Source organism: Mesorhizobium sp. 43Arga (assembly GCF_053714255.1).
Genome location: NZ_JBSKBO010000001.1, coordinates 546487 through 567311, shown reverse-complemented (window position 1 = coordinate 567311; position 20825 = coordinate 546487). Strand labels below are relative to the sequence as shown.

Genomic DNA, 20825 nt, shown 5'->3' with positions numbered 1-20825 from the left:
CCGCGAAAAGTTGACTTTTCCTGAAAGGACCCAGCCCCTGACCGGGCTAATTTTTCCGGCGTCGTTAAGGCCTTTTTCAGACCTTACCGGCGCAAGGCAGTGGCCTCACGCATCGCCTTTCACGACACCCACGAACGGCAATTCGCGGAAGGCATGCGCGACATCCATGCCGTAACCGACGACGAAATAATCGGGGCAGTCGAAGCCGACATAGTCGGCGACCAGCGCCGTCTGGCGGCGCATGCGCTTGTCGAGCAGCACGGCGATGGAGCAGCTTTTCGCGCCGCGCGACAGCATCAGGTCGCGGGTGAAGGTCAGTGTCTTGCCCGATTCCAGAATGTCGTCGATCAGCAGCACGTCGCGGCCGGCAACCTCGTTGTCGATGTCGCGCAGCACCCTCACCTCGCCGCTGGTGGTGCCGGCGCCATAGCTGGAAATGAAGATGAACTCGACCTCGGGTGACAGGCCGACATCGTGCATGGCGCGGATCAGGTCGGCGGCGAAGATGAACGAGCCCTTCAGCACCGAAATCACCAGCAGATCGTGATAGTCGTGCCCGGCGATCTCCTTGGCGAGCTCGAGATTGCGCCGCGCGATCGCCGATGCCGAAAACAGGACTTCGATGTCCTTGTCGCGTACGATGGGCATTGCTGATCTTCCCTGATGATCGCCTACTCAGCGAAAGTAACAAGAACGGTTCTCACGCCCTTCTTAGGCACGTCGAGCCGGCTGGCAAAGCCGAATCTTTCGCCCGATGCCAGCGAATGGCCGGATGTCCCCAACGTATAACGGGTTACGCGCCCGTCATTGCCGGTCACGCGGATTTCAAGCGGCGGCATTGTCGCCGGCCCCGTCCCGTCATTGGCCGCCTCGCCATCGACGAACAACACCGGATTGGCGCCCGAGGCGTCGACGCGCGAGGTGACGCCCGAGATGGTCAGCGCCGAGGCTTGCGTGCCGGACAGGAACGGCGCCTGGCGCACCAGCGCATGTCCGCCGGAGACCCAGAAGGCCGCCAAGGCGGCACCGATGCCGGCGATCCAGAAGATCGGCCCGCCGCGGACGGCCGGCGGCCGTTCCGCCGGCGCTTCCGGCTTGCGCAGCATGTCCATGCCCTCGATGGACGGCGTGACGATCGCGCGCGGCAGCGGCGAAGCGCTTTCCACGGCAGGCACAAGACGCGGCATCACCACGTAGTCGGCATCGACGATGTCGGCCGCTGGACCACGCATGAACCGGTCCGTTGCGGCAATTGCCACCGGATCGGTCATGATTTCGCCGGAAACCGGGCGCGCGGTTCTATCTTCAGCCATCATGGCCCCAGCATTGCGGCACGTGTTCGCTTTTCGTTTCTTTTGCGTAAACATAAATGGTTAACGCTTCCCCACCGGAGCCCTCGTGACGAGCCGAAAAAGCCCAAGAATTAACCGCCGGTTAACCATGCCGGCCGATGGTCTTTTCCCAGAACAGGCTGGCTCGCTGCCGCCACGAATTTCAGGTCGTCGAAATTGATTCGCTTCGAAAATGTCGGCCTCCGCTATGGCATGGGTCCGGAAATCCTCCGCGACATTTCCCTGCACATCCCGGAGCGCTCATTTCAGTTCCTGAGCGGGCCTTCAGGCGCGGGCAAGACGACCTTGCTGCGCCTGCTGTTCATGTCGCTGAAGCCGACGCGCGGGCTGATCACCATTTTCGGCAAGGACCGTTCGCGCATCTCGCGCACCGAACTGCCGCATTTGCGGCGCCGCATCGGCGTGGTGTTCCAGGATTTTCGCCTGCTCGACCACATGACCACCTATGAGAATGTCGCGCTGCCTCTGCGCGTGCGCGGGCGCGAGGAAGCGAGCTACCGCACCGATGTCACCGAACTACTGAAATGGGTGGGGCTGGGCGAGCGCATGCATGTGCTGCCGCCGGTGCTGTCGGGCGGAGAGAAGCAGCGCGCCGCCATCGCGCGCGCCCTGATCGAGCAGCCCGAGATCCTGCTGGCCGACGAGCCGACCGGTAATGTCGATCCGCCGCTGGCGCGGCGGCTGCTGCGGCTCTTCATCGAGCTCAACCGTCTCGGCACCGCCGTGGTGATCGCCACCCACGACCTCGGCCTGATGGAACAGGTCGACGCGCGCCGCATGATCCTGGCCGGCGGAAGGCTGGACATCTATGACTGATCTGTCCGCCGAACACCTCGAAGAGCATGAGCAGGAAGCCGAGGCGGCCGAAGCAAGGCCGCGCGCCCAGCGCCGCATGGCGCCGATCGTGCCGGCGCAGAACATCGCCGGCCGGGCGCTCGTCCTGGTCATCGCCATCATGACCTTCCTGTCCTGCCTGACCTTCGGCGCGGTGACGCTGGTACGCGACACCGCCTCGGTCTGGGAGAACCAGATCTCGCGCGAGGCGACGATCCAGATCAAACCGGCCGACGGCCTCGACATGGAGGCGGCCCTTGCCCAGGCCTCGCAGATCGCCGGCGAATTCCCAGGCGTCAAGTCGACAAGGATCATCGACCGCGAGGCGACCGCGAGGCTGCTGGAGCCATGGCTTGGTTCGGGCCTCAACATCGACGAGCTGCCGGTCCCGCGCCTGATCATCGTCACCATCGACGAGAACAGCCCGCCCGACTTCGCCGCCATGCGCGCCGCGATCACGCCGAAACTGCCGAGTGCATCCCTCGACGATCACCGCACCTGGGTCGACCGGCTGGTGGCCATGGCCCGCACCACTGTGACCATCGGCATTGCCGTGCTGGCGCTGATGCTGTCGGCGACGGTGCTGACCGTGGTGTTCGCGACCCGCGGCGCCATGGCCGGCAATGGCCATATCATCGAGGTGCTGCATTTCGTCGGCGCCGAGGCGGCCTTCATCGCGCGCGAATTCCGCCGGCATTTCCTGGTCACCGGCATGAAGGGCGCGGCCGCCGGCGGCGCGGCGGCGGTTCTGGTCTTCATCGTCTTTTCCTGGTGGTCATCACGCAACATGGCGACGCCGCAGGCCGATCAGGCAACCGCTTTGTTCGGCAATTTTGCCATCGGCTCGGCGGGCTATCTCGGCGTCGTCCTCATGGTGCTGGTGATCGGCGCGCTGACGGCGGCAACCTCGCATGCCACCGTCGTTGCCTATCTCAGCGACATCGATGTTCGCCAACCCGACGCATGAGAGGGAACCTGGTCTGATGGAGGCTGGCTGATCACGGATGGAGAAACGGCGTAACGCAAAGTGCGTCTTTTACCTACCCAAGGCCGCATTTCAGGATTAACCATATGGTTATGGACGTGCGGGATTCGACCGGGACGGTTGGACAGATGCCAGTGGTGGTTGCGCGTCTGCGCGACCATAGCGGGATTAGCCGTTTAAAGACCGCACTTCGGATATCCGCGCTCTCCCTCCTCGTTCTCGCAACGCTGTTTGCCGGGGGCTTCGGCTGGTTCGCCAACAAGGTCGCGCATCTGACTACGCCCGCCAATCCGGAGAAGGCCGATGCCATTATCGTGCTGACCGGCGGCCAGTCGCGCCTCGATGCGGCGATGGATCTGCTGGCGTCCGGCAAGGGCGAGCGGCTGTTGATCAGCGGCGTGCATCCTTCGGCCAGCCGGCGCCAACTCCAGGCAGCCACCGGCGGCGACAAGAACCTGTTTTCCTGCTGCGTCGATATCGACCGCGCCGCGCTCGACACAATCGGCAATGCCGAGGAAAGCGCCAAATGGGTCGAAAGCCACGCCTATGGCACGGTGATCCTGGTCACCAACAATTACCATATGCCGCGTAGCCTGCTGGAGATGCGCCGCCTGCTGCATGGCGCCAAGCTGGAGCCCTATCCGGTGGTCAATTCCAACCTCGACAATGGCGGCTGGCTGACCAAGCCGCAGGCGCTGCGTGTGCTGTTCACTGAATACACCAAATATCTGCTGGCGCTGGCGCGCGGCATCGTGCCGGTGAAGCCGACCCCGGACGGCATTGCGCTGGCCGAGACCGCGGCCGGCGGCTGAGCCCCCGGCGCTCCATCATCGTTCCTTGTCTGTCCGCTTCGACGCGGCCTTCAACTGCATGATCTCCTGTTCGAGCTGTTGAATGCGCCTGTCGCGTTCGCCAAGCGCTGCCGCCACATCAGCCGCCTCGAAGCGCTGCGGGATGTGCTGCGGGCAATTCGCATCCCAGGCAGAGACGGTGAACAGGATGACCTGTTCGGGTCGCGCCTTGTAGTCCTGCGGCATCAGCCTGGCCATCAGTTCGGCATCGTTCTCGACGACGCGCGCCGTGCCCCAGATCTTGATGCGCTGGCGCAGCATGTAATCGATCAGGAACAGGAAGGCGCGTGGATTGTCCGCCAGATTGCCTTGCGTGATGAACTGCCTGTTGCCGGAAAAATCGGCGAAGCCGATCGTCTTTTCGTCCAGCACCTTGAGAAAGCCGGCCGGGCCGCCGCGATGCTGGATGTAGGGCTGGCCATCGCCATTGGCCGTCGACAGGAAGACGCTGGTCTGCATCTCGATGAAGGCGGCAAGGTCCGGCGTGATAACGGCCTGCCAGCCACCACGCTCGTCGACGCGGGCGTAGGACTGGCGCGAACCCTTGCGCGCCTGGATCGCCTTGACGGTCGGCGTGAAGGCGACATCGCTGGTGAAAGCATGCGCGTTCATCGAAACCTCCTTGCCCGGGAGCGGCTCGCAGCTGACGCAATTCCCTGGGGAAAGCGCTACGCGCTGTTCCTGGAATTGCTCTAAAGCCCGAGCGCCGACAATGTTGGATGGTCGTCCGGGCGGCGCCCCAGCGGCCAGTGGTACCTGCGATCAGCCTCGCTGATCGACAGGTCGTTGATGCTGGCGATGCGCAGACGCATCAGCCCGTGCTCGTCGAATTCCCAGTTCTCATTGCCATAGCTGCGGAACCAAGAGCCGCTGTCGTCGTGCCATTCATAGGCGAAGCGCACGGCGATGCGGTTGCCGTTGAAGGCCCAGACCTCCTTGATCAGCCGGTAATCGAGCTCGCGGCTCCATTTGCGCGTCAGGAAAGCCTGGATGGCATCACGGCCCTGCAGGAATTCCGCGCGGTTGCGCCAGCGGCTGTCGGTCGTATAGGCGAGCGCGACCCGTGCCGGATCGCGCGAATTCCAGGCATCCTCGGCCATGCGGGCCTTTTGCGCCGCGGTCTCGGCGGTGAAGGGCGGAAGGGGCGGACGGCTCTCAGACATAAGAACTCCATTGCGTGTCCACGCTGCGGACTAAACCACGGCTCAGATATAACCCCTTCCATTCCTGAAATGCAGATGGCATATCTGCAATCATTCCTTCCATTTTTTGGAAGACGCTATGGATCGTCTCGAAGCCATGTCGCTCTTTGTCGCCGCGGTGGAGGCCGGCAGCCTTTCCGCCGCGGCCCGCCGTTACGGCATTCCGCTGGCGACCGTAAGCCGCAAGGTTTCCGATCTCGAACGCCATCTCAACACCCGGCTGCTGAATCGTTCGACGCGCCGGCTGACGCCGACCGATGCCGGCGAGGCCTATCTTGCCGCCTGCCGCCGCATCCTCGATGACGTTGGCGAGGCTGAGCGCGCGGCGGCCGGCGAATACAGCGCTCCGACCGGTGAACTGGCCATTACCGCGCCGGTCGTCTTCGGCCGCCTCCATGTGCTGCCGGTGGTCACCGGCTTTCTCTCGGCCTACCCCGACGTGGATATCCGCCTGACCCTGGCGGACCGCATTACCCAGCTGGTCGAGGACCATTTCGACCTCGCGCTGCGCATCGGCCAGTTGCCGGATTCGAGCTTGGTCGCCATTGGCGTCGGCTCGATCCGCCGCGTCGTCTGCGCCAGCCCGGCCTACCTGGCCGAACACGGCACGCCCATGATCCCGGAAGACCTGGGCGCCCACAGTTGCATCACCTTCGAGGGACTTTCCTCCGCCGCCCCGTGGAGCTTCGCCAGAGGCAAGACGGACGTCACGGTCCGGGTCCACTCGCGCCTGCAGGTCAACACCGCCGACGCGGCGATCGATGCCGCGATTGCCGGCGTCGGGCTGACGAAAGTGCTTTCCTATCAGGTCGATGCGGCCGTGCGGTCCGGCCTGCTGCGCATCGTGCTGCAAGAGTTCGAGCTTGAACCGTGGCCGGTGAGCCTGGTGCATGCGGGCCACGGCCTGCTGCCGGTCAAGCTGCGTGCCTTCCTCGACTTTGCCGCACCGCGCCTGAAGGAGCGGCTGGCGCGATTGGGGTAGCGTGGCTGCACTGGCGTGAGCCATACTTCACATCAGTCTGGACACGCCTGCGCCATTTCCTTTTTCCCCGCGCTTGGTGTAACCAACGCACACTTCCTCACCGGACCTCCCACATGCTCTATGTCAGATCGCTGGCGTTCAATTTCGTCTTCTACGTCAATCTGATCGTCCAGATGATCATCTGGACCCCCTATTATTTCCTGTCGCCCCGCCACCGCGCCTGGTTCGTGCCGAAATTCTGGTCGCGCAGCTGCATGTGGCTCTACGACAAGATCGCCGGAACGAAGAACGACATCACCGGACAGGAAAACCTGCCTGAAGGCTCCTTCATCCTGGCGCCCAAGCACCAGTCGTTCTGGGATGCGATCGCCTTCTTCCCCTTCCTCCAGGATCCGCTCTACATCCTCAAGCGCGAACTGACCTGGATCCCGTTTTTCGGCTGGTACATCATGAAGATGCGCATGATCCCGGTCGATCGTGGCAGCCGCTCAAAAGCCTTGAAGGCGGTGGTCGCGGCGACCAAGGAAGAGATGGCGCGCAACCCGCGCCAGTTGATCATCTATCCGGAGGGCACGCGCCGGGCGCCGGGCGACGAGCCGGCCTACAAATACGGCATCGTCGAAATCTACACGCAGCTTGGTGTTCCCGTGGTGCCTGTGGCCCATGTCGCCGGCCTCTATTGGCCGCGCCGCAAATTCCTGCGCTATCCCGGCACCATCAAGGCGCGCTTCCTGCCGCCGATCCCACCGGGCCTCGGCAAGGACGAGTTCATGGCGCGGCTGATCGGCGAGACGGAAGCCGCCTGTGACCAGCTCCTGATCGAGGCATCGCGCGCACCCAACCCGCCCGCCTTCCCGCCGACGGCGTTGAAGCGGCTGCGGGAGCTCGGCGCGAAGGTCTGAAGGTCCTCCAACCAGGCAATCAGCCGTAGACCGCAAGCACGGTGGTCAGCACCAGCGTCGCGGCAAAGACCAGGTTGATGATCCGCGAAGCGACAGGCCTGCGCAGGAAGCGTGCGAACGCCGCACCGGCGAGCAGCCACACGGCATGGATGACAACGATCATCGCCGCCAGCACCGTCAGCTTCAGCCATAGGCCGAGTTCCGCGCCGTCCTGGCTCGAAGAGGCGCCGGCAAAGACGGCGGCGATCGCCACATAGGCTTTGGGATTGGCGACCGCCAGCAGAAACCCGGCCAGCAAGGTTGGGCGTGCCGCCTCTGCCGTGCGCGCCGCCAGCGGCGGTGCCGTGGCGATCCTGAAGGCGAGATAGAGGATGTAGGCCGCCGAGGCGACAACCAGCACCGGCGCCAGCTTCGGTATCGAGGAAAGCACCGCCATGATCCCGGTCGCCACGACCAGCAGCACCGCGACCGTGCCGAGAACGATCCCCCAGGTGTAGGGCACAGAATCGCGCAGGCCGAAGGCGGCGCCAACAGCGGTGACGCTTATCGTTGCCGGCCCTGGACTGCCCATCACCACCGTGGCGGCCAGCACCAGGGCGAGCAGAGGTCGCCAAAGCTGCGGCTGCGAAAGAAGCGGCTCCGTCATTATACCCTCTGTCTTGCCAATGGCGAAGGACGTTATGGCAAGGCAGGAGGGTGGTCTTGGACGTTCGTGCGTAGAGCGGCCGAAAGCCTCAGTCGCTCGCTTTGTCGAGCTCGGCCATGTCGTCCGCGGTCAATTTCAACGACGCCGCCTTGATCAGGCTGTCCATCTGGCTGGGCTTGGTGGCGCTGGCGATCGGTGCGGTGACACCTGGCCGCGCGATCGCCCAGGCAAGGGCGACTTCCGCCTGTTTCGCCGAATGCTTGGCGGATATGGCATCGAGAGCGGCCAGAATGCGCATGCCGCGCGCGTTCAGATAGCTGCCGACGTCCTCGCCGCGTTCGCTTTGGCCGAGATCGGCCTCGCTGCGGTATTTGCCGCTCAGGAACCCCTTGGCCAGGCTGAAATAGGTGATGACGCCGATATCTTCGGCCACGCACAGATCGCGCAACGGCCCATCGAAGGAGGAGCGGTCGTAGAGATTGTATTCCGGCTGCAGCACCTCGTAGCGCGGCAGGCTGCGCAGGCTCGCCACATCGAGCGCGGCGCGCAACTGGCCGGCGTCGAGGTTCGAGCAGCCGATATGGCGGACCTTGCCCTTGGCAAGCAGCTTCTCATAGGCGCCAAGCGTTTCCTCATAGGGCGTCGCCGGGTCCGGCCAATGCGACAGATAGAGGTCGATGACGTCGGTCCGCAGTCGCTTCAGCGAGGCCTCGACGGCCTTTTCGACATAGGCGGCGGAGAGGTCCTTGTGCCCCTGCCCCATATCCGAGCCGACCTTGGTGATCACCACGACCTTGTCCCGGTTGCCACGCTCCTTCATCCAGTTGCCGATGATGGTTTCCGATTCGCCGCCCTTGTTGCCCGGCACCCAGCGCGAATAGGCGTCGGCCGTATCGACGGCGTTCAGTCCGCCCGCGACGAAGCGGTCGAGCAGGTCGAAAGAGGTTTTCTCGTCGGCGGTCCAGCCGAAGACATTGCCGCCCAGGACCAGCGGCGCGATGGAAAGGTCGGTGCGACCGAGACGGCGTTTCTGCAAGGTGGTTCTCCGTGATGATTGGCATGAGGCGGATGCCGCCCGCTGGCTGGGGTTTGACGCCTAAGCTAGGTCTTGCCCCGTCGAGGTCAAAGGCCTGGCCATCTATTTCAGCAGAGCCAGCCATTCACAAGGGCGCTATCCGCCGCGCCACCTCTTCCAGCCAGTGGTCACGGATACCCAGCGCCTCCAGATGCTTCAGCGTGCTGAGAACATAATCCTTATTGTTGCCGGATTGACCGACGGCGCCGCGCACCACCGCCGCCGCATGGGCGGCATCCAGCGCGCCGGCATATTGCTCATGCTTGCGGTCGACGATGTAGGCCACGGCTTCGACCGTGCTGCCACCCTCGAGGCGAACCCTGAGCGTGCGTTCGAGATAGACTGATGTGACGAGCTCGCGCTCACGCAGATAGGCGATGACCTCGTCGCGTAACTCGCCGGGCACACGGAAAGCCAGGCCGACGCAGGAGCCGCCATGGTCAAGGCCAAGCACCAGCCCGGGCCGCTGACGCGTGCCGCGATGCACGAAGGAATAGACACAGAGCGAGCGGCGGTAGCCGTGCAGATGGGCGCGCCGCGTCTCGACATGCGCGAAACCCGGCCGCCAGATCAGCGAACCGTAGCCAAACACCCAAAAATCGCCCATATCGCCGTGCCTGATTGCTAAAGAATGGCAACACCGCACCGAAAACCGGTGTTTTTTCCGTCCGTCCCCGGCTACCTATCCGTCAATGTCTACCTGGTTGTTGGAATCGAAGGTCCGTCCACCAACACCGTGGGTTAATGAGAGCCAAAGCATGACGTCAAGTGACGAACGCCAACCAAAGTCCCGCCGCGGCCTGTTCTGGCTTGTGGCGTTCATCGTTGTGTTGTTCGCCATCTACAGCGGCGGCTGGTTCTATCTGGCCAACAGGGTCAGGGCCGAGGCCGACAAGACGGTCGCCACGCTCAACAAGAGCGGCATCAATGCCGGCTGCACCAATCTCCAGGTCAGCGGCTATCCCCTGAGCTTTACCGTGTCCTGCGACAATCTGGCGTATGAGGACGATGCCAAGAACATCGCGGCCTCGGCCGGCTCCTTCAATGCCGTCGCCCAGATCATCCAGCCCTTGTCGCCGGTCGCCGATCTGCGCGGGCCGCTCAGGACCTCCGTCCCCGGCATGGTGCCGCTGTGGATCGACTGGGACAATCTGCAGGCCAAGGTCAAACTATCTTGGCCGCTGCCGCAGCGCATCGCACTGCAGGCGGAGGGCCTGTCGGGCCAGACCGATCCGGCCGACGATACCGACCCAGTGGAACTGTTCAGCGCCGGCAGGGCGGCCGGCCAGCTGCAGCCGAACGGTCAGGACGTCGACTATATCGGCAGTTTCACCGATCTGGAGATCGACCCGGATGCGATCGGCGGCCGCGTGCTGCCGGCGCTCGACGCCAGCGGCGACGCCACGCTGAAGAATGGTGTCGCGCTGATCGGAACGCAGGTGAAGAGCCTGCGCGGCCAAAGGGTCGAGATCCGCAACCTCGATTTGTCGTCAGGCACGGCGCGGGTCATCGTTTCCGGGCCGCTGTCGGTCGACGCCGAAGGCCTGGTCGACGCCGATCTGATGATCAGGATAAAGGATCCGAAGGCCGTGGCGGCCATCCTTGCTGGCGCCATACCCGAGCAGAAGAATGCGATCGAACAGGGTTTTGCCGCGCTCGCCATGCTCGGCGCCGAACCGTCGATGCCGCTGAAAGTGGCCAAGGGCAAGGCCTCGCTCGGCTTCATTCCGCTCGGCAAGATCAAGCCGGTGCAATAACGCTGTGACGGCAAGACCCTCGAGGCTCCTCAGCGTCGGCGCGCTGACGCTGGACACCATCCTGCGTGTCGAGACGCTGCCCACGCATCAAGGCAAGTTCATTGCCGCCGACGGCGTCCAGATCGCTTCAGGCATGGCCACCAGTGCTGCCTGCGCCGCGCATCGCCTCGACGCCGAGGTATCGCTGTGGGCGAGCGCCGGCGACGACCTTATTGGCGATCAGCTGATCGCCGGGATCGAGGCCGAGGGTGTCGATTGCAGCTATGTCCGCCGCGTCGCCGGCGCCCGCTCGGCACTGGCCTCGATCCTGGTCGACGCGCATGGCGAGCGGATCATCGTGCCTTTCTACGACAGCCTGGCCCAGGCCGATCCCGAAACTTTGCCTTTCGCCGACATCTCCGCATTCGATGCCGTGCTGGTGGACGTGCGCTGGCCGGGTGCAGCGAGGCTTGCCCTCAAGGCGGCAAGCGCTGCCGGCCGGCCGGCAATCCTCGATGCCGACACAGCCCCGCTGGCGGTGCTGGAGCAGCTGTTGCCGCTGGCTTCGCACATTGTCGCCTCGGAGCCGGCGGTCCGCATCATATGCGGCCAGGCGCTGGATCTGGCGAGCGCTTGCACCGACTTGGCCTCCCGCACCGATGCGTTCGTCGCTGTCACCGGCGGCGCGGCGGGCACCTGGTGGTTCGATCGCGCGGGGGGATCATCCCGCCATGTCGCGGCGCCAAAGATCAAGGCGGTCGACACGCTCGCCGCCGGCGACGTCTTTCACGGCGCCTTCGGCATCGGACTGGCGGAGGCCATGCCGGTCGAGCAGGCCTTGCGCTTTGCCAGTGCCGCCGCCGCGCTCAAATGCCTGCGCTTCGGCGGCAGGCTCGGCGCGCCGGACCGGGCCGAGACGATGGCCATGGTCGCCGAGACCTGGCCCGAAACAGCCTAGTTCTTGACGGGGTGCTCGACCGCCTGACGGCCGAAATCCGGCACGTCGATGTCCTGGCCGGCCTCGATGATCGAACGGCGCACGGCGCGGGTGCGGGTGAACAGGTCGAACAATTTGTCGCCGTCGCCCCAGCGGATCGCCCTTTGCAGGAATGCCAGATCTTCCGAGAACCGCGCCAGCATTTCGAGGATGGCGTCCTTGTTGTGCAGGCAGACGTCCCGCCACATGGTCGGGTCGGAGGCGGCCAGACGCGTGAAGTCGCGAAAACCGGAGGCGGAATATTTGATGACTTCCGTCTTGGTCACCGATTCCAGATCGTCGGCGGTGCCGACGATGTTGTAGGCGATGATGTGCGGCAGATGCGAGACGATGGCGAGCGTCATGTCGTGATGCTGAGGGTCCATCGTGTCGATGTTGGCGCCACAGCGGCGCCAGAATTCTGAAAGCCTCTCCAGGGCCTCGGGATCCGTCTCCGGCAGCGGCGTGAAGATGCACCAGCGATTGTCGAACAGATCGGCGAAACCGGCATCCGGGCCGGATTTTTCAGTGCCCGCCAGCGGATGGCCGGGAATGAAATGAACGCCATCAGGCACGTGCGGCTGCATCTGCGCGATCACCGAGGCCTTGGTCGAGCCGACGTCGGTGAGGATGGCGCCCTTCTTCAGCGCCGGCGCGATCTCCTCGGCCACCGCGCCGGACGAGCCGACCGGCACCGAGACGATGACCAGATCGGCATCGCGGACCGCTTGCTTTGCGTCCGTCGTGTAGGCATCGCCCAGCCCAAGCTCTTCCGCCCGCTTCAGCGTCGCGGCGCTGCGGGTCGAAATGGCAACGTGGCCGGCCAGCCCTTCGCGGCGGATGACGCGGGCCAGCGACGAGCCGATCAGGCCGATGCCGACCAGCGCGATCTTTTCAAACATCGGTGATGTCATGGCGTTGTAGCTTTCGGGCGTTCCAGCTTTTCGGGCTGTTCTAGCTTTTCAGGAATGTCGTGAGCGCGGCGACAACGCCGCGATTGGCCTCTTCTGTGCCGACGGTCATGCGCAGCGCGTTGGGGAAGCCGTAGCCGGAAACGCGCCGCAATATATAGCCGCGCGCGGTCAGATAGTCGTCCGCCGCGGCCGCCGAATGCTTCTGATCGTCGGGAAAATGGATGAGCAGGAAATTGCCGACGCTGGGCGTCACTCGCAGCCCGAGCCCGGCCATCTCTTGGCTCAGCCAGGCAAGCCAGGTCTCGTTATGCGTCACGCTGCGCTCGACATGGGCGCGGTCGCGGATCGCCGCGATGCCGGCCTCGATCGCCGTCGCGTTGACGTTGAAGGGACCACGGACGCGGTTGATGGCGTCGACGATGTGCATGGGCGCGTACATCCAGCCGATCCGCGCGCCACCGAGGCCGATCTTGGAGAAGGTGCGGGTCATGACCACATTCTCGGCGCTGCCGACCAGTTCGATGCCGGCTTCATAGTCATTGCGGCGGACATATTCGGCGTAGGCAGCGTCGAGCACCAGCAGCACATGTCTGGGCAGGGCGGCATGCAGGCGGCGCACCTCCTGGAACGGCACATAGGTGCCGGTCGGATTGTTGGGATTGGCGAGAAACACGATTTTCGTGCGCGGCGTGACGGCCGCCAGTATCGCATCGATGTCGGCGCGCTCATCGGTCTCCTTGACCGCGATCGGCGCAGCCCCGGCCGACTGGATGTAGATCTTGTAGACCATGAAGGCATGTTCGGTGAATATCGCCTCGTCGCCGGGTGCGAGATAGGTCTGCGCCAGCAGGCCAAGGATCTCGTCGGAGCCGTTGGAGCAGATGATGTTCTGCGCGTTGAGACCATGCACTTCCGCGATCGCCTCGCGCAGCCGCCTGGCGGTACCGTCGGGATAGATGTCGAGCCTGGCGGCAACCTCACGCGCGGCCTCGATCGCCTTCGGTGACGGGCCAAGCGGGTTCTCGTTCGACGACAGCTTGTAGACCTTGGCGACACCGGCGGGTGCGGCGCTCTTGCCAGGCACATAGGCGTCGATGTCCATGATGCCCGCGCGCGGGGTTGGACGTGCCTGATCCGGTGTCTGCGTCATGTCGTAAAAATCCGTCGAGAGAGCCTCATCCGAGGCCGCAGCGGGAATACAAGCCGGGGCCGACAATGTCGAGAGGTGGCAATGGTGCCAGCAGCCGGCCCAGATGTCGGCATTGACGGCAGGGCGGACGAGTTCTAGAAGGGCAGCAACAGTCCCGTGGTGATTTGGCCGGTCGGCTTGCAGCCACGTTAAACAATTCGCTAAAGGGCCGTTTGCGTGACGTAACCGGCTTTGCGAAATGGCAATGCCGGTTTTTTATTGTCCGCGGCCGGCCGGACGGACGCATCGGCGGCGATTTTTCGCCTGATATGATGCAGCAAGTGAGACGAGAATGGCCGCTTTGCGCGCAGGAAAGACCAACAACGAGGCCGACCAGCCGTCGAGCCCGGTGTTGCGCTTCGGGGCGGACAAGCCGCTCAAGCTCGACGCCGGCACGCTTTTGTCGCCGTTCCAGATCGCCTACCAGACCTATGGCATGCTGAACGATGCCCGCTCCAATGCCATTCTCGTCTGCCATGCGCTGACTGGCGACCAGCATGTCGCCAACACCAATCCGGTGACCGGCAAGCCAGGCTGGTGGGAAGTGCTGATCGGCCCCGGCAGGATTATCGACACCAACCGTTTCTTCGTCATCTGCTCCAACGTGATCGGAGGCTGCCTCGGCTCCACCGGACCGGCCTCGACCAACCCCGCCACCGGCAAGCCCTATGGGCTCGACCTGCCTGTCATCACCATCCGCGACATGGTGCGGGCCCAGCAGATGCTGATCGACTATTTCGGCATCGAGAAACTGTTCTGCGTGCTCGGCGGCTCGATGGGCGGCATGCAGGTGCTGGAATGGGCATCGAGCTATCCCGAACGCGTCTTTTCGGCGCTGCCGATTGCGACCGGCGCGCGCCATTCCTCGCAGAACATCGCCTTCCACGAGGTCGGCCGGCAGGCTGTCATGGCCGATCCGGATTGGCATGGCGGCAAATATTTCGAACACGGCAAGCGCCCGGAAAAGGGCCTGGCGGTGGCGCGCATGGCCGCCCACATCACCTATCTCTCGGAAGCCGCCCTGCACCGGAAATTCGGCCGCAATCTGCAGGATCGCGAGGCGCTGACCTTCGGCTTCGACGCCGACTTCCAGATCGAGAGCTATCTGCGCCACCAGGGCATGACCTTCGTCGATCGCTTCGACGCCAACTCCTATCTCTACATGACGCGGTCCATGGACTATTTCGACCTCGCCGCCGACCATGGCGGCAGGCTGGCGGACGCCTTTGCTGGAACCAAGACCCGCTTCTGCCTGGTGTCCTTCACATCGGATTGGTTGTTTCCGACGGAAGAAAGCCGCTCCATCGTGCATGCGCTCAACGCCGCCGGCGCCTCGGTGTCCTTCGTCGAGATAGAGACCGATCGCGGCCACGACGCCTTCCTGCTCGACGAGCCGGAACTGTTCGCCGCCATCAACGGCTTCATCGGCTCCGCGGCGCGGGCAAGAGGGCTAAGCGCATGACCCTGGAAAGTTGCAGACTTTCAGGATCGGGATCATGCGCCACACAGAGGGCGACATCATGAGCGTCAACGGCAGCCAGCGCGTCGACTTCGAGGTCGTCGCCAACCTCATCCCGCCGCAGTCCCGCGTGCTCGACGTCGGTTCGGGCGACGGCTCGCTGCTTGAATTGCTGCAGGACACCAAGCAGGTCGACGGCCGCGGGCTGGAACTGTCGCAGCGCGGCGTCAACGAATGCGTGGCGCGCGGCCTCTCCGTCATCCAGGGCGATGCCGATAAGGATCTCGAATTCTATCCCGACAAGGGTTTTGACTTCGTCGTCCTGTCGCAGACCCTGCAGGCCACCCGCAACCCGAAGCTGGTGCTCGACGAACTGCTCCGCATCGGCAACCGGGCGATCGTCTCCTTCCCCAATTTCGGCCATTGGCGGGTACGCCTGTCGCTGTTCGTCAAAGGCCGCATGCCGGTGACCCAGGACCTGCCCTATTCCTGGTACGACACCCCCAACATCCACTTCTGCACCATCCGCGACTTCGTCAATTTGTGCGAAGAGCTCGGCGCGACGGTGGAAAAGGCGACTGCGCTCGACGCCGCCGGCCAGAAGATCGGCCTGTCCATGCCCTGGTGGTTCTGGAACTTCTTTGGCCAGCAGGCGGTGTTTCTGCTGAAACGATAAGGCACGGCACGTCTAGCCCAGGGCATCAGTAGCCTTGTGCGGATGTTCGACGTCGTCGGCAAACACCACATCGGATTGGGAATTCTCCGTGCGCAAGGCCAATATTGCCTGGTAGGCGGGCGAATCATACCACTCGCGCACATGCCGCCGGTCGGGAAATTCGATGACGATGAGGTTGCCCGGCCAGTCGTTCTCGATCACCTCGACATCGCCGCCATGGATCAGGAAACGGCCCCCAAATGGTTCCAGCGTGGCATCGATCTTGTGCAGATACTCGACGATCTGCGGCCCCATCGTGACTTGGCGCATATGGGCAACGGCGTAAGCGGTCATGACGTAACTCCCTTGTCTATCGAAGCCGATTTGCCGGTCTCATGAGGACAATCTGCCGGAATGCCTGACGCGAGGCGATTACGCCCGAGGTAATGGAATCGGCGCCTTCGACGGTCGGCCGCGGGCGCTTCTGCGCAAGTTCAGCGGTCGAGTTCCGGAAAATACGGATCCGACAGGAACCGCCTGTCGCGTTCGCCTTGCAGGCAGTCGATCGGCGCGTCCGCGTCGACGGGGATGATGCTGGCCTTGTCCTGAATGCCGCTCACTTCGAGGATCAGCTTGCGTCGGATGGCGGTGGAAAATTCGGCGGCCGCATGGATCGGCAACACGAAGGAACCGGGTCCGCCGGTCACGCACTGCGCGTAATACTGGTCGAGATGCTTGAAGGTGGGCGATGGGTCGATCAGGATCGGCAGGCCGTTGATGACGATGCCTTTCGCGGTTGCCGCATCGCGCGTCGCGGTAACCGGCGGCCCGATATTGTTAGGGCCATCGCCCGATATATCGATGACGCTGCGTCCACCGGCGAAATTCGTCCTGTCGAACAGCCTTGTGCCGAAAGCAAGTGCGGTGGAAATCGAGGTGCCGCGAAAACTCCGGAACGGGCGGGCCGCCAACTTGTCGGCAAAGTTGTTGGCGCTTTGCGCGCCGTCGATGATCTGCCAGTCGATGACCGCGTCGTCGCGCACCGTGCCGGCCCATTCGAAATAGGCAATCGCGATGCGGCCGGCATTGCCGGACCGGACGGCCTGGATGAAGTCGGGATGGCGCAGCGCCGCGACATAGCCGGCGCGTTGCAGGGCGAATTCCTTCTCGTCCATCGACAGGGATATATCGACCGCCAACACCAACTCGACGTCGACCGCCGGCGCACCCGATGGCGAGGCAACAGGAGTTGGCTGGACACAGGCAAGACAGGCAAGCAGGCGCAGAGCATCAAGCATCGCCACCGCCAAATTTTGTTTCTCGCGGAAATCTTCCTTCGCGATCGCGGCGAAATAAAGCTTACTGCGGCTATGCGGAGAAGCAGTCCTATTTCTTGCGGCGGACGGCGACCGGCGGCGGATCGATGGCGCCGGCCCTGACGCGGGCTGGTTTCAGCGGCTGGGCACCCGAATCCTTGACGATCGTCAGGCCGCGCGGAAAGAACTGATTGTTGTGCTGGCCGCGCCCGATGTTGATGATCGCGGCGCCCTTCAGATGCTTTTCCAGCATCGCCAGCACCCGCCGCAGCGAGGGACCGTCGAACGCATCCATGGCTTCGTCGATGATCACCCATTTCGGCTGCCGCAAGGCGAGCCTGGCCACGCCCAGCAAGCGCTGTTCGTCATCGCCCAGTTCATGGTCCCAGCGCCCGACGCGGTCGAGCGAGAACGACAGCCGTTCAAGGCCAATTTCGGCCAGCACCGCCACAATGTCGGCGTCACTCGCTGGCGCATGCCCGTTGGCGTGATTGAGCACCTCGCGCAACGTGCCGGCCGGCAAATACGGCACGCGTGGCACGAAGATCAGGGTCTCTCCGGCCGGCAAGCCGATTTTTCCGCTGCCCCAGGGCCAAAGCCCGGCAATGGCGCGGAAGAACAGCGTTTTGCCGGCGCCGGGTTCGCCGGTGATCATCACGCGATCGCCGGCGCGGATTTCGACATGCTGGTCTGAGAGTTTTGTGCAGCCCTCCGGCGAGGCGACCTGGAGCTTCTCGAACGTCAGGCTGCCATTGGCATTCTGATCGAAGGTGATGCGCCTTTCGGTGTCGTGCAGCACATCGGTTTCGTCGAGCGCGATGCGGAAGTCGGCGACACGCATCAGCGTGGCCCGCCAATCGGCGATACTGCCGATGTTGTTGATGAACCAGCGCAACGAGGAATGGACCTGGTTGAAGGCGCCGACCGCCATCATCAGTCCGCCAAAGCTGATATCGCCCGAGAAATAGACGGGCGAGGCAACCAGGATCGGCGCCACGACGGTGATCCAGCCATAGGTATCGGTCACCCAGGACAGGTTGATCTGTGCGGTATAGATGCGCCGCATGGCGCCCAGCACCGTGCCGAGGTCGAGTTCGAGCCGCTGCTTGGCGTCGGCCTCGCCATGGTACAGCGCGATGGCATCGACATTCTCGTTGACGCGCACCATCGAGGAGCGCAGCTCCGCCTCCCGTGTGTAGCGGTCGCTGTTCAGCCTGATCAGCGGCCGCCCGACCAGCCAGCTCAGCCAGGAGGCGGTGCCGGCATAGAGGAACGCCGCCCAGACCATGTAGCCCGGTATGGCCAGCGACCAGCCGTTGATGTGGAAGATGAAGCCCGAAGACAGTTCCCACAGCACGCCGACGAAGGACACAAGCAGGATGAGCGACTGCAGCAATCCGACACCAAGGTCCGTCGACAGATCGGAGAGATGCGCCGCATCCTGCTGCATGCGCTGGTCGGGGTTGACGCCGATGGCGCCGGCATTGGCCAGCCGGAAGGCGCGTGCCGGCCGCATCCACTGGTCGATCAGGTCGAGCGTCAGCGCCTCGCGCAGCTTCAGCCGGATCATCTGGTTGAGCCAGGTCTGGCCGATGTTGAGCACCAGCAGCCCGCCGGCGATCATCGCGAAGACAAGGAGCTGGTGCAGGAAAGCCGCCATGTCGCGGCGCGCCAGCGCGTCGTAGAAGGGCTGGTTCCAGCGGTTGAGCAGGACCTGGCCGATCGACGTCGCGATGATGACGGCCATGATGCCGACCGACGTCCACAGCAGCCATTTGCGAACCGGCGACACCACCAGCGCCCGCCTGATCGTCGCAACCTGATCACGCAGGCTGCTGGCCTCCACGGCGACCGGCTGAACGGTGGCCTGATTGTCCAGTTGATCAGCCATGTCAGAGGTCCTTGCGTTCAGGGGCGATGCTGAAACCGGATGATGACGGCATCCGCATATCAGGCAGGTTGCGGGTTCACCACGACAGATAGGTCGAGGAGGGACGCGCCGCGCGCGTTTCTAGCACGATCACGAAGGTTTCACCTGGCGAGACGGCATGGCCGCGCCTGTCGCCTCGGCCCGGCGGCCGAGCCGCGTCGCGCCGTGTGGCGACAGCACCGGCACGAAGACGCGACGCGAGGTGCGCTGGGCGACCGGCACGCCCTGATAGAGCCGCTTCTGCGCCTCGACGACGATGACGCCGGAAAAGATCGGCCACAGCCGCCGGCCGGCGCGCTCCAGCACATTGTGGAAGCGCATCATGAAGCGCCGCCGCGATGGCGGGAAGAACAGCGCGTCCGACCAGGCGGCAGGCGTGAAATTCGCCTCGCGCAGCAGTTCAGTCAGCTGCCCGCGCGAGAACGGCCGGCCATTGCCGAAAGGCGTATGCTCGAATCGCGCCCAGACACCGCGCCGGTTTGGCACGACGATGACGACGCGCCCGGCGGGCGACAGCACCCGCCAGATCTCGTTCAGCGTCTCGCGCGGGTTTTCGACATGTTCGAGCGAATGGACGAGCAGCATGCGGTCGATGCAGGAATCGACCAGCGGCAGTTCCTCGTCGAAGACCAAAGCCGTCGCCGTGGGCCCGGTCGCTGGCCAGACCACAGCGCCCTGCGTCGCCGGCATGAAGGCAAAGACCCGCTCGGCATCGGAGCCGAAACGCTCCAGCCACGGCAAGGTATAGCCGAGCCCGACCAGCCGTTCATTGGGGACAGCAGCCCATATCGACGACAGCGCCATGGTAATCGAACGCTCGGCGAACCGGCCAAGCGTTGTCGAATAGAAGGAGCGAAGGTCGACGATGTCGGAATGCATGTCAGGGATGTAGCCGTGATATCGGCCGGTTTCAACAAAGGGCCCTGAGGCGGCTGACACATTGCGATGACATTCGTCATCCCCGGGAATGACATTCCGTCATCCCGTGGATGACATACGCCCTCCGGCGCCCTATGTCTGCGGCGACAAAAGGAGAGATGCGATGGCGGTCGAAATCGAACAATTCATGTGCCGCACGGACAATTTCGGCGTGCTGGTGCATGATTCCAAGAGCGGCCAGACCGCGATCATCGACGCGCCCGAGGAAGCGCCCATCCTGGCCGCGATCAAGCGCACCGGCTGGACGCCGACGATGATCCTGACCACGCATCATCATATGGACCACGTCGAGGCCAATCTCGCGCTGAAGGAGCGCTTCAAGCTGCGCATCGTCGGCCCGGAGGCGGAAAAGGCCAAGATCCCCGGCATCGACGAAACCGTCGAGGAGGGTTCCGTCCTTCATCTCGGCGAGGAGCGCGTCGAGGTGATCGCCACCCCCGGCCATACCGCTGGCCATGTCTCCTATCATCTGCCGGCATCGCAGGTGGCCTTCACCGCCGACACGCTGTTTGCACTGGGTTGTGGGCGGCTGTTCGAATGCAAGCCGCCGGTGATGTACGAATCGCTGCGGAAACTCGCTGCCCTTCCGGCCGCGACGACGATCTATTGCGGCCATGAATACACGCTCGCCAACGCCCGTTTCGCGCTGACCGTCGACCCGACCAATTCGGCCTTGAAGGAGCGCGCCGCCAGGATCGAGGCGCTGCGGGTCGACAACAAACCGACATTGCCGACGACGATCGGCGAGGAACTGTCGACCAATCCCTTCCTGCGCTGGCACGATCCGGCAATCCGCAAGCATCTCGGCATGGAAAAGGCCGGGGATGCCGAGGTGTTCGCCGAGATCCGCAAGCGCAAGGACAATTTTTGAGCGTGCAGGTC

General features: G+C 64.0%; 23 protein-coding genes and 1 riboswitch. Of the genes, 10 read left to right on the top strand and 13 right to left on the bottom strand.

Features of this window, described 5'->3' with window-relative positions:
* Window positions 1–105: 105 nt before the first annotated feature.
* Together hpt and ACWGS8_RS02800 are read right to left on the bottom strand one after the other, a co-directional pair.
* A complete protein-coding gene (gene hpt / locus ACWGS8_RS02805; RefSeq protein ID WP_010911737.1) occupies window positions 106–648 on the bottom strand; it encodes a hypoxanthine phosphoribosyltransferase in 543 nt (180 codons plus the stop codon).
* A 23-nt stretch (window positions 649–671) separates the two neighbouring features.
* A complete protein-coding gene (locus ACWGS8_RS02800) occupies window positions 672–1316 on the bottom strand; it encodes a hypothetical protein (RefSeq protein WP_454579496.1) in 645 nt (214 codons plus the stop codon).
* A 192-nt stretch (window positions 1317–1508) separates the two neighbouring features.
* On the opposite strand from ACWGS8_RS02800, the gene ftsE reads away from it, so the two are divergent.
* From ftsE to ACWGS8_RS02785, 3 genes are all read left to right on the top strand, one after another.
* Window positions 1509–2168: a cell division ATP-binding protein FtsE gene (gene ftsE / locus ACWGS8_RS02795; protein WP_010911739.1), complete on the top strand. Its 660-nt coding sequence runs from the start codon at window positions 1509–1511 to the stop codon at window positions 2166–2168.
* Window positions 2161–3153: a cell division protein FtsX gene (locus ACWGS8_RS02790; RefSeq protein WP_454579495.1), complete on the top strand. Its 993-nt coding sequence runs from the start codon at window positions 2161–2163 to the stop codon at window positions 3151–3153. The genes ftsE and ACWGS8_RS02790 overlap by 8 nt, the downstream gene beginning before the upstream one ends.
* A 104-nt stretch (window positions 3154–3257) precedes the next feature.
* Window positions 3258–3983, top strand: coding sequence for a YdcF family protein (locus tag ACWGS8_RS02785; RefSeq protein ID WP_454579494.1), 726 nt, complete (start codon window positions 3258–3260; stop codon window positions 3981–3983).
* A 15-nt stretch (window positions 3984–3998) separates the two neighbouring features.
* Here ACWGS8_RS02785 and ACWGS8_RS02780 read toward each other — a convergent pair whose 3' ends face one another.
* A complete protein-coding gene (locus ACWGS8_RS02780) occupies window positions 3999–4634 on the bottom strand; it encodes a pyridoxamine 5'-phosphate oxidase family protein (RefSeq protein ID WP_454579493.1) in 636 nt (211 codons plus the stop codon).
* 80 nt (window positions 4635–4714) lie between these two features.
* Complete coding sequence (locus tag ACWGS8_RS02775) at window positions 4715–5185, bottom strand: nuclear transport factor 2 family protein (RefSeq protein WP_454579492.1); 471 nt, start codon at window positions 5183–5185, stop codon at window positions 4715–4717.
* Window positions 5186–5303: 118 nt separating this feature from the next.
* Here ACWGS8_RS02775 and ACWGS8_RS02770 point away from each other — a divergent pair, with 118 nt between their 5' ends.
* Together ACWGS8_RS02770 and ACWGS8_RS02765 are read left to right on the top strand one after the other, a co-directional pair.
* Entirely contained in the window at window positions 5304–6206 is a 903-nt protein-coding gene (locus ACWGS8_RS02770) for a LysR family transcriptional regulator (protein WP_454579491.1), read from the top strand.
* 113 nt (window positions 6207–6319) lie between these two features.
* The gene (locus ACWGS8_RS02765) at window positions 6320–7108 is read left to right on the top strand and encodes a lysophospholipid acyltransferase family protein (protein ID WP_454579490.1); all 789 of its coding nucleotides are present in this window, start codon (window positions 6320–6322) and stop codon (window positions 7106–7108) included.
* A 19-nt stretch (window positions 7109–7127) separates the two neighbouring features.
* On the opposite strand, the gene ACWGS8_RS02760 is transcribed toward ACWGS8_RS02765, so the two are convergent.
* The 3 genes from ACWGS8_RS02760 to ACWGS8_RS02750 all read right to left on the bottom strand — a co-directional run bounded on the left by ACWGS8_RS02760 (window position 7128) and on the right by ACWGS8_RS02750 (window position 9436).
* Window positions 7128–7754, bottom strand: coding sequence for a LysE family translocator (locus tag ACWGS8_RS02760; protein ID WP_454579489.1), 627 nt, complete (start codon window positions 7752–7754; stop codon window positions 7128–7130).
* Window positions 7755–7842: 88 nt separating this feature from the next.
* Window positions 7843–8790 (bottom strand): aldo/keto reductase, encoded by a 948-nt coding sequence (locus ACWGS8_RS02755; protein ID WP_454579488.1) that lies wholly within the window; start codon window positions 8788–8790, stop codon window positions 7843–7845.
* A 124-nt stretch (window positions 8791–8914) separates the two neighbouring features.
* A complete protein-coding gene (locus ACWGS8_RS02750) occupies window positions 8915–9436 on the bottom strand; it encodes a gamma-glutamylcyclotransferase (protein ID WP_454579487.1) in 522 nt (173 codons plus the stop codon).
* Window positions 9437–9587: 151 nt separating this feature from the next.
* Between ACWGS8_RS02750 and ACWGS8_RS02745 the strand changes: the two genes are divergently transcribed.
* Both ACWGS8_RS02745 and ACWGS8_RS02740 read left to right on the top strand, forming a co-directional pair.
* Window positions 9588–10586: a DUF2125 domain-containing protein gene (locus ACWGS8_RS02745; RefSeq protein WP_454579486.1), complete on the top strand. Its 999-nt coding sequence runs from the start codon at window positions 9588–9590 to the stop codon at window positions 10584–10586.
* Window positions 10587–10590: 4 nt separating this feature from the next.
* Window positions 10591–11523, top strand: a complete 933-nt coding sequence (locus tag ACWGS8_RS02740) for a sugar kinase (RefSeq protein ID WP_454579485.1) — start codon at window positions 10591–10593, stop codon at window positions 11521–11523.
* Here the strand turns inward: ACWGS8_RS02740 and ACWGS8_RS02735 are convergent.
* Window positions 11520–12455, bottom strand: coding sequence for a prephenate/arogenate dehydrogenase family protein (locus tag ACWGS8_RS02735; RefSeq protein ID WP_454579484.1), 936 nt, complete (start codon window positions 12453–12455; stop codon window positions 11520–11522). The genes ACWGS8_RS02740 and ACWGS8_RS02735 overlap by 4 nt on opposite strands.
* Window positions 12456–12495: 40 nt before the next feature.
* Complete coding sequence (gene hisC, locus ACWGS8_RS02730) at window positions 12496–13605, bottom strand: histidinol-phosphate transaminase (RefSeq protein WP_454579483.1); 1110 nt, start codon at window positions 13603–13605, stop codon at window positions 12496–12498.
* Between the two features lie 146 nt (window positions 13606–13751).
* A riboswitch (SAM riboswitch) is annotated at window positions 13752–13829 on the top strand.
* 107 nt (window positions 13830–13936) lie between these two features.
* Here hisC and metX point away from each other — a divergent pair.
* Entirely contained in the window at window positions 13937–15106 is a 1170-nt protein-coding gene (gene metX / locus ACWGS8_RS02725; RefSeq protein WP_454579482.1) for a homoserine O-acetyltransferase MetX, read from the top strand.
* A gap of 58 nt (window positions 15107–15164) precedes the next feature.
* The gene (metW, locus tag ACWGS8_RS02720; protein WP_454580109.1) at window positions 15165–15779 is read left to right on the top strand and encodes a methionine biosynthesis protein MetW; all 615 of its coding nucleotides are present in this window, start codon (window positions 15165–15167) and stop codon (window positions 15777–15779) included.
* A 12-nt stretch (window positions 15780–15791) separates the two neighbouring features.
* Here the strand turns inward: metW and ACWGS8_RS02715 are convergent, their stop codons facing one another.
* The 4 genes from ACWGS8_RS02715 to ACWGS8_RS02700 all read right to left on the bottom strand — a co-directional run bounded on the left by ACWGS8_RS02715 (window position 15792) and on the right by ACWGS8_RS02700 (window position 19883).
* Window positions 15792–16112: a DUF1330 domain-containing protein gene (locus ACWGS8_RS02715; protein WP_454579481.1), complete on the bottom strand. Its 321-nt coding sequence runs from the start codon at window positions 16110–16112 to the stop codon at window positions 15792–15794.
* Window positions 16113–16252: 140 nt separating this feature from the next.
* Window positions 16253–17056, bottom strand: coding sequence for a DUF1194 domain-containing protein (locus ACWGS8_RS02710; protein ID WP_454579480.1), 804 nt, complete (start codon window positions 17054–17056; stop codon window positions 16253–16255).
* A gap of 88 nt (window positions 17057–17144) precedes the next feature.
* Window positions 17145–18965 carry an ABC transporter ATP-binding protein/permease gene (locus tag ACWGS8_RS02705; protein WP_454579479.1) on the bottom strand — a complete coding sequence of 607 codons (1821 nt, stop codon included), beginning with the start codon at window positions 18963–18965 and terminating at the stop codon, window positions 17145–17147.
* A gap of 129 nt (window positions 18966–19094) precedes the next feature.
* The gene (locus ACWGS8_RS02700; RefSeq protein WP_454579478.1) at window positions 19095–19883 is read right to left on the bottom strand and encodes a class I SAM-dependent methyltransferase; all 789 of its coding nucleotides are present in this window, start codon (window positions 19881–19883) and stop codon (window positions 19095–19097) included.
* A 163-nt stretch (window positions 19884–20046) separates the two neighbouring features.
* Between ACWGS8_RS02700 and gloB the strand changes: the two genes are divergently transcribed.
* On the top strand, window positions 20047–20814 hold the full coding sequence (gloB, locus tag ACWGS8_RS02695) for a hydroxyacylglutathione hydrolase (protein ID WP_454579477.1): 768 nt from the start codon (window positions 20047–20049) through the stop codon (window positions 20812–20814).
* Window positions 20815–20825 lie beyond the last annotated feature (11 nt).